Annotated in this window: 9 protein-coding genes; 2 read left to right on the top strand and 7 right to left on the bottom strand. The window is 40.9% G+C overall.

Annotated elements, in window-relative coordinates:
- Window positions 1-1,682 precede the first annotated feature (1,682 nt).
- A complete protein-coding gene (locus ACFINC_RS02530) occupies window positions 1,683-2,054 on the top strand; it encodes a helix-turn-helix domain-containing protein (RefSeq protein WP_375615947.1) in 372 nt (123 codons plus the stop codon).
- An 870-nt stretch (window positions 2,055-2,924) separates the two neighbouring features.
- Window positions 2,925-3,296: a helix-turn-helix domain-containing protein gene (locus ACFINC_RS02525; protein WP_375615947.1), complete on the top strand. Its 372-nt coding sequence runs from the start codon at window positions 2,925-2,927 to the stop codon at window positions 3,294-3,296.
- Between the two features lie 121 nt (window positions 3,297-3,417).
- Here the strand turns inward: ACFINC_RS02525 and ACFINC_RS02520 are convergent, their stop codons facing one another.
- The 7 genes from ACFINC_RS02520 to ACFINC_RS02490 form a co-directional block, all read right to left on the bottom strand.
- Window positions 3,418-3,597 carry a hypothetical protein gene (locus tag ACFINC_RS02520; protein WP_375615936.1) on the bottom strand — a complete coding sequence of 60 codons (180 nt, stop codon included), beginning with the start codon at window positions 3,595-3,597 and terminating at the stop codon, window positions 3,418-3,420.
- 84 nt (window positions 3,598-3,681) lie between these two features.
- Window positions 3,682-3,870, bottom strand: a complete 189-nt coding sequence (locus ACFINC_RS02515) for a hypothetical protein (protein ID WP_375615946.1) — start codon at window positions 3,868-3,870, stop codon at window positions 3,682-3,684.
- Between the two features lie 403 nt (window positions 3,871-4,273).
- On the bottom strand, window positions 4,274-4,444 hold the full coding sequence (locus tag ACFINC_RS02510) for a helix-turn-helix domain-containing protein (protein ID WP_375615945.1): 171 nt from the start codon (window positions 4,442-4,444) through the stop codon (window positions 4,274-4,276).
- Between the two features lie 334 nt (window positions 4,445-4,778).
- The gene (locus tag ACFINC_RS02505) at window positions 4,779-5,390 is read right to left on the bottom strand and encodes a hypothetical protein (protein ID WP_375615944.1); all 612 of its coding nucleotides are present in this window, start codon (window positions 5,388-5,390) and stop codon (window positions 4,779-4,781) included.
- A 12-nt stretch (window positions 5,391-5,402) separates the two neighbouring features.
- Window positions 5,403-5,756 (bottom strand): MFS transporter, encoded by a 354-nt coding sequence (locus ACFINC_RS02500; RefSeq protein WP_375615943.1) that lies wholly within the window; start codon window positions 5,754-5,756, stop codon window positions 5,403-5,405.
- The gene (locus tag ACFINC_RS02495) at window positions 5,698-6,039 is read right to left on the bottom strand and encodes a hypothetical protein (protein ID WP_375615942.1); all 342 of its coding nucleotides are present in this window, start codon (window positions 6,037-6,039) and stop codon (window positions 5,698-5,700) included. Before ACFINC_RS02495 ends, ACFINC_RS02500 begins: the two co-directional genes overlap by 59 nt.
- Before the next feature lie 51 nt (window positions 6,040-6,090).
- Window positions 6,091-6,261: a TylF/MycF/NovP-related O-methyltransferase gene (locus tag ACFINC_RS02490; RefSeq protein WP_375615941.1), complete on the bottom strand. Its 171-nt coding sequence runs from the start codon at window positions 6,259-6,261 to the stop codon at window positions 6,091-6,093.
- Window positions 6,262-7,053: the final 792 nt, after the last annotated feature.

Here is a 7,053-nt window from a genome sequence, read left to right as displayed (position 1 = left end):
CTTCCCTCCTCGATTCACAAGCTCGTTCTCCCAAATCCTTTCACCCCATCCATGCCAGACAAAAGCCCAACGTGACCTCAAAATTAGCTCACCTCATCACCATACTTTCCAGGGTATTTTCTCCATTCTCATCCTCTCTCAAAACTACAACACTCTTTAATAAAAGCCTCACCTCCCTCTTCTATCACCCTCACACCATCCCTTCACGCCCTCCCTTTGTGCATAGGCACTCTCTCCATTCCACCCCCCCTTTTCTCTCCCATCACACACTTACAACTTACAGCACTCTTCATCCCAGCTTCCCTCCTCGATTCACAAGCTCGTTCTCCCAAATCCTTTCACCCCATCCATGCCAGACAAAAGCCCAACGTGACCCTAAAACACGCACAACACATAAATCCATAAATCCTCCGCTTCACTTTTACAGATTCACATTTTTACGTTTTTACACATTCACAGAAAACAGCCAACGAAAAATTCACCACCCCGCACCGCTCGATAAACACTGATCCGTAAACAATCCAGCTTCTTATCTAGGGAAGGACTACTGATCACTTCATATAATTATCACCACCCCTCAAAAGAGGCGTTATCAGACAAGACAAATAAGCCCTTCCTCCAAATATTCTCCACATACTCTTCTCCAGAAAATGCATTTAAGACCCCTTTTCATCCCAGCTTTCCCCGCTCCATTCACAAATGCGTCCCCTAGTTTTCTGACCACATTCCACGCCATGGTAAAAGCATACACACAGTACAAATCCTCCGCATTATTTTACGAATATACGTTTTCACGCTTTTACGTTATTACAGAAGTCAGCCAAATAAAATTTCCACATCACCACCCCGCACCGCTCTGTAAACACTGTTCTGAAAACGAACCCAGCTTTTTGCCTAGTCCCCTTACAGTCTTCAGACTACCCTCCTCAAACGACAGCACTTCATCAGGCTCAACAAATCAAAGCCCTATCATGAATATTCAAGCTCTTCACTCCCCCTTCAAATAGCGCCGTTTTACGGTATAACAGAATAGAAAATTTTTCATTTTTCTTGCCAATCTTCTGAAATTACTTTATCACTTAAAGTGTAATTTTGATCGTCCACGCAGCGATCAAGAGGGAAGACAAGCCCTAAACCCTAGCGTACAATTGAGCCTACTTTTGTGGGTATCCCGGGATTCCGGGAGTTTTTGCTATGTCCAGGTGCGTTTCCGCACTAAAAGCAAAAAAACTGACTCGGATTCAGTACTTTTAGACTCCCGGAATACCAATGCGAGGGCGCTCGCAACCGGAAGGGGGCTTGAAGTGCCAACTAAAAATCCAAATTTTATCGACATTCTGATAGGTAAAAGCGCGATTTATAATCCATATTTCGCACTTTTTTAAAAAGTACCCAATTTTATAGTCTTTGAGATTATTTTCATTTCTCTTGCCAATCTCCTGAAATTGCCTTATGAATAAATACTGTAAGTTTGGTCATATACGCGACGACCAATAGGGAACTGAAAACCCGAAGACTTGACACATGAATTTATCCCGCTTTGCGGGTATCCCGGAATTCCGGGAGATTTTGCTATGTCCAGGTGCGATGAGCACTAAAAGCAAAAAGCTGAGTCAAGTCAGTGTTTTCAGACTCCCGGAATACCAATGCGAGGGCGCTCGCAACCGGAGGGGGGGCTTGAAGTGCCAACTAAAAATCCACATTTTATCGACATTTTGATAGGCAAAAGAATCCGCCACAGACGCATTTCAATAGGGCTTTCCCAAAAAGAATTAGGAAGCTATTTAGGTGTCAGTTTCCAACAAATCCAAAAGTATGAAAAAGGCTTCAATCGTGTAAGCGTAGGATGTTTACTCAAAATCGCCCAAAAACTGGAAGTTCCTATAAGCTTTTTTTATGCAGACATTGCTACAAAAGAAGATATCTCAACAAAAGAAAATACCCCACACCGTGATCAAGAAACCTATAGCGAAAAAGAACACACCCTTTTGAAAAATTTTAGAGAGCTCAAACCAAAAAAACAGAAGGCAATCTTGTGGTTGATTTCTGATTAAGCAAAAACGCAGGCACCAACATTATTCGTTAATCCCTCTAAAATATAAGCTTCAGATCACGCCCCCTCAAAGGAGAGTGCTTCAAAAGGCGCTACAAACAAGCCCACCCCTAAAATATTCAACACACACGCGCACATACCTAGATACGGAAATTGATATGCCTGATATCAACCTCAAAAAGCATTTTTTCACAGCATAAGAGGATAATTCTTGAGATCCAAAAATATTTTCATTTTCTTGCCAATCTTCTGAAATTACTTTATCACTTAAAGTGTAATTTTGATCGTCCACGCAGCGATCAACAGGGAGCTAAAAGCCCTAAACCCTAACGTACAATTGAGCCCACTTTTGCGAATATCCTTAGAATTCCGGGAGTTTTTGTTATGTCCAGGTGCTTTTCCGCACTAAAAGCAAAAAGCCGAGTCAAGTCAGTGTTTTCAACCTCCCGGAATACCAATGCGAGGGCGCTCGCAACCGGAGGGGGGCTTGAAGTGCCAACCAAAAATCCAAATTTTATCGACATTTCTGATTAAGCAAAAGACGCGATTTATAATCCATATTTCGCACTTTTTTAAAAAGTACCCAATTTTATAGTCTTTGAGATTATTTTCATTTCTCTTGCCAATCTTCTGAAATTACTTTACAAATTAAAAAATGTTTTTTGATCGTCTACGCAGCGATCAAGAGGGATTCAAAAACCCTAAGCTCTAGCGTAAAATGAGCCCACTCTTGTGGGTGTCCCGGAATTCCGGGAGTTTTTGCCATGTCCAGGTGCTTTAAGCACTAAAAGCAAAAAAACTGACTAGAGCTCAGTATTTTGACTCCCGGAATACCAATGCGAGGGCGCTCGCAACCGGAGGGGGGCTTGAAGTGCCAACTAAAAATCCACATTTTATCGACATTTTGATAGGCAAAAGAATCCGCCACAGACGCATTTCAATAGGGCTTTCCCAAAAAGAATTAGGAAGCTATTTAGGTGTCAGTTTCCAACAAATCCAAAAGTATGAAAAAGGCTTCAATCGTGTAAGCGTAGGATGTTTACTCAAAATCGCCCAAAAACTGGAAGTTCCTATAAGCTTTTTTTATGCAGACATTGCTACAAAAGAAGATATCTCAACAAAAGAAAATACCCCACACCGTGATCAAGAAACCTATAGCGAAAAAGAACACACCCTTTTGAAAAATTTTAGAGAGCTCAAACCAAAAAAACAGAAGGCAATCTTGTGGTTGATTTCTGATTAAGCAAAAACGCAGGCACCAACATTATTCGCTAATAGAGCCAATACCCTAAAGTATAAGCTTCAGATCATCCCTCCTCCAAACAACGCTGTTTCATCAGGCACGATAAGCAAATCCTACCTCCTCACGTCATCTTCATCCCACCACCACCTCTTGGACACACCATCCTAACCTGTTCATACTCTCCTCCATTCCCTCTCTTCTCGAGCCAACGCCTTCCCTCCTCTTCATCTCGGGCTTTCCATTCCATCCGCAAACTCTTCTCCCCTCTCTCTTCATCCTCCATTCTTACACACCCATTCACAACATGCTCCACCCCCTCACTTCTATCCTTGACGCACCTCTTCCATTCTGCCCCCATTTTTTATATTTCCTCTCCCAATACATTTTATCTAAGCCACTCTCCATTTATATTGTTCTCCCCCCCATTTCTCAAATACTCCCATCCACACGCCGCCTCTTCATCCCAATTTCCCCCCTTAATAAACTCTTCATCCACGCCCCCCAACCTTCTCACCCCATTCCATGCCATGACAAAATCATACACCACGCATAAAACCGCAGCTTCCTTTCTCACGGTTCCACATTTTTACGCCTTTACAGAACAAAGCCCAATGAAACGCCCACCCCTCCACGCAGCTCTATCAACAACGCTCTACACCCCAGCTTTTTACCCAGCCCCCTTACAAACTTCAGAGCCTCTCCTCAAACGAACAGTGTTTATGGCATAATAAGGTAAGTGAAATATATTAAAGTGATCACGCGCCTCTACCTTATCCATTATCCATCGACAAAAATGCGACCAACACGAACTGCTTTAAAAAAGCTTTTCAAAAAATTCTAAAACAGAAAAACGCTCATCATCTAAAAAAATGGCAAAGCAGTGCGTTTTGCACATCATCCACCTTTACTGAAGCAAAGAAGCCCCATCAGTCATCAATCCATCCCACCTAAAGTTTCCATGCCTGATATCGCCGCCCTCAAACAACGGTGTTTATAGCATAGGATAAAAAGGAGATATGAACATCGAATATATTGGCGATTTCCAGCAAACGTCCAACCTCTACACGGTTTATACCTTTTTCATATTTTTGAATTTGTTGGAAGCTTACGCCTAATTTTTTCCCCAATTGTTCTTGAGAATTTCCCATGAAATTTCTTCTATAATAAATTTTTTTCTTATAAAAATATCATGAGAATGCGGATTTTTATCTCGCACGTTTACCTCCCCAACTGAGTGCGAGCCCCCCTCGCATTGGTATTCCGGGAGTCTAAAAGTACTGAATTATAGTTAGCTTTTTGCTTTTAGTGCTGAGAAGCACTTAAACATAACAAAAACTCCCAGAATCTTATTCCCCCCACATAACGGCTTAAATTTAACGCTATAGCGTTAAAAAGGCTGGTTCACCCTTATGTTGCGTTACCTTCATACTCCTTGAAGCTAGGAAAAATGAGTTAAAACACTTAACTGAATTAACGAGCCAATCATTCAGTACAAACAACTGACGACAAACGGTTCACCAATATCCTGATAGCCAATAAACAGCATAATCCAATCCATCCAGAAAGAAGGAACAATTTTCCAGCCGAAGTGTGACCTAAAACAAACGCTCCAACAAAGGGCGCCACCAACATCGCTAAATTTTGTACAGACTGTACCCATCCGGAAGCGATCCCAATTTGTTCATTGAAATTGGTTACCAGATAAATGTTAGAAGATATGAAAAAGCGAGCACTGACCATTCCAATGAGGAAAAAACAAAGCAACAAAATCTCAATATGGAGTAAATCAAAGTAAAAAAAGCACACTGAGATCATGACAAAACAAACCATTGTTGACATTGCTGGCATTAACAACTCAGATATTTTTCCTGTAAGGGGTTTATGCTTTGATTTTTTCACACGCCAAAACCCATAGAGAAAATTACCAATCGCTGAAGCAGATACCAGCATTCCAAGAGTCTGTTTATTCATTTTCATTGTGCTGAGAATAACGGGCAACTGATTATTCACCATAAAGACCATGGCAAAATAAATGAACATCACCCCCACATAGGCATACCAAGTTGTCCCATAAAGTCTCTGCTGTAATTTCATGGTATTTGCTATTCACACCTGATGATTTAGGATATGGTTCAACGTTCTTTGGATTGCTTTTTTTATCATGAGTGACGAGACAGGTTGTGCACCAAGACAACAAAACACGATAAAGCCTAGGAATGTCAAAAATCCCGAAAATAATAAAGTATAGGTATCTGATAAAAGCACAGACAAAGCACTTCCCAAAGCAGGTCCGATCATCTTTGCTGCGCTATTGATCATGTTAAGCACAGAATAGCAATGGTTGCGTTCTTTTTCAGGAACAGAATTTGCACTGAGAACAGAAATTGCTGGAATAGCGATACTATTGAATGTTGCTCGAATGACTGCCAATACTATAAATCCTTGCAGACTCGTAGCCATTAATAAAACGACAGTACAGAGTTCCCGTAACAACAGTGACGCCCCGCAACCAATGGATCATAGAACGGTGACTTACCAACATTCCAATTGGCTTAGACAGAACGATACCAGGGAATAATGTTGCCGCTCCAATCAAAGCGACGTCATATTGATCAGCTTTCCAGTAAAACACAGATACGGTCAAAATCACGATATAATCAATCCACCCCCCAAAGGACACTAAGCCATTACCCAATAAAAGCATAAACAAGCGATTTTTTGTTGCCCCATCTCTTTGCACCAAAACACCCCCTTCCTTTTCGTTAGCAATACTGATTGGATTATCAATTTTCCCTCACACCCTAAAGGCATCAACGACCTTCCAGCAACTGAGCCATTTATCATCATCAATGATAACAAAACCACCAATGGTAAGTGTTGGATATATATGTATTAAAACATCCATCGTTGACTGATCCCACTCTGCGTCTATATCAATGACGCTAAACCGGCAATCAGAAAGCAACTAAGGTAATGGCTCTGTATACCATCTTTTGAGAAACATCACATTTTCTTCAGCCATTCACAACACCGAAAATTTTCTTGTACGTCATCAAACGGCGCCGAGCAATTGAGGTTATACGATAGAAAAGCTAAAATTAATTATTACAAATATCATTCTTTCAAGTGACTGACGAAGATTTTTTTACTTCTATGATTTTCAGGATAATTGTCTCAAAAAAGGTATTTATTACAGATCCAATTTGAACAAGTGATAATTTTTATTTAATATGACTGACAATTTACTGTTTTTGTTGGTATTTATGAAGAGTTAAAAAGAAAATATTTAAAACTACAGTTAACGCCAATGCCTTCAAATGCCTAAATGTCCTCTGCTCAAAACAGCCAATCTTCTCGTGCCCCCTCAGCAGCAAAACAACCAGACTAAGCATTATCTCCTCAGCTGCTCCCTATTTCTCACCACTCAATCTTTTCCCCAATCCTCTAAACCAAAAGGCTCAGATATTTCTTTAACCGCAGCCCCTCTCTTCTCAAACTAAAGCTTCTCTCCAACGCCACACGAAAAATATCTCACTCAAGCCTCTCCGCGCTAGAACAAACGGCACCCATCCCTTCAACTTTCACACAGAATTAAAAAGAAAATATTTAAAACTACAGTTAACGCCAATGCCTTCAAATGCCTAAATGTCCTCTACTCAAAACAGCCAATCTTCTCGTATCCCCTCAGCAGCAAAACAACCAGACTAAGCATTATCTCCTCAGCTGCTCCCTATTTCTCACCACTCAATCTTTTCCC

The organism is Bartonella sp. AP58NXGY (assembly GCF_042195785.1).
GTDB lineage: Bacteria > Pseudomonadota > Alphaproteobacteria > Rhizobiales > Rhizobiaceae > Bartonella.
The sequence above is the reverse complement of the archived record's forward strand: the minus strand, read 5'-3'. Positions and strand labels throughout refer to the sequence as shown.

Coding starts and splice junctions, on each gene's coding strand:
- ACFINC_RS02510 (WP_375615945.1), bottom strand. CDS start 4,444: ATGGGAAATTCTCAAGAACAATTGGGGAAAAAATTAGGCGTAAGCTTC.
- ACFINC_RS02505 (WP_375615944.1), bottom strand. CDS start 5,390: ATGAAATTACAGCAGAGACTTTATGGGACAACTTGGTATGCCTATGTG.
- ACFINC_RS02500 (WP_375615943.1), bottom strand. CDS start 5,756: ATGGCTACGAGTCTGCAAGGATTTATAGTATTGGCAGTCATTCGAGCA.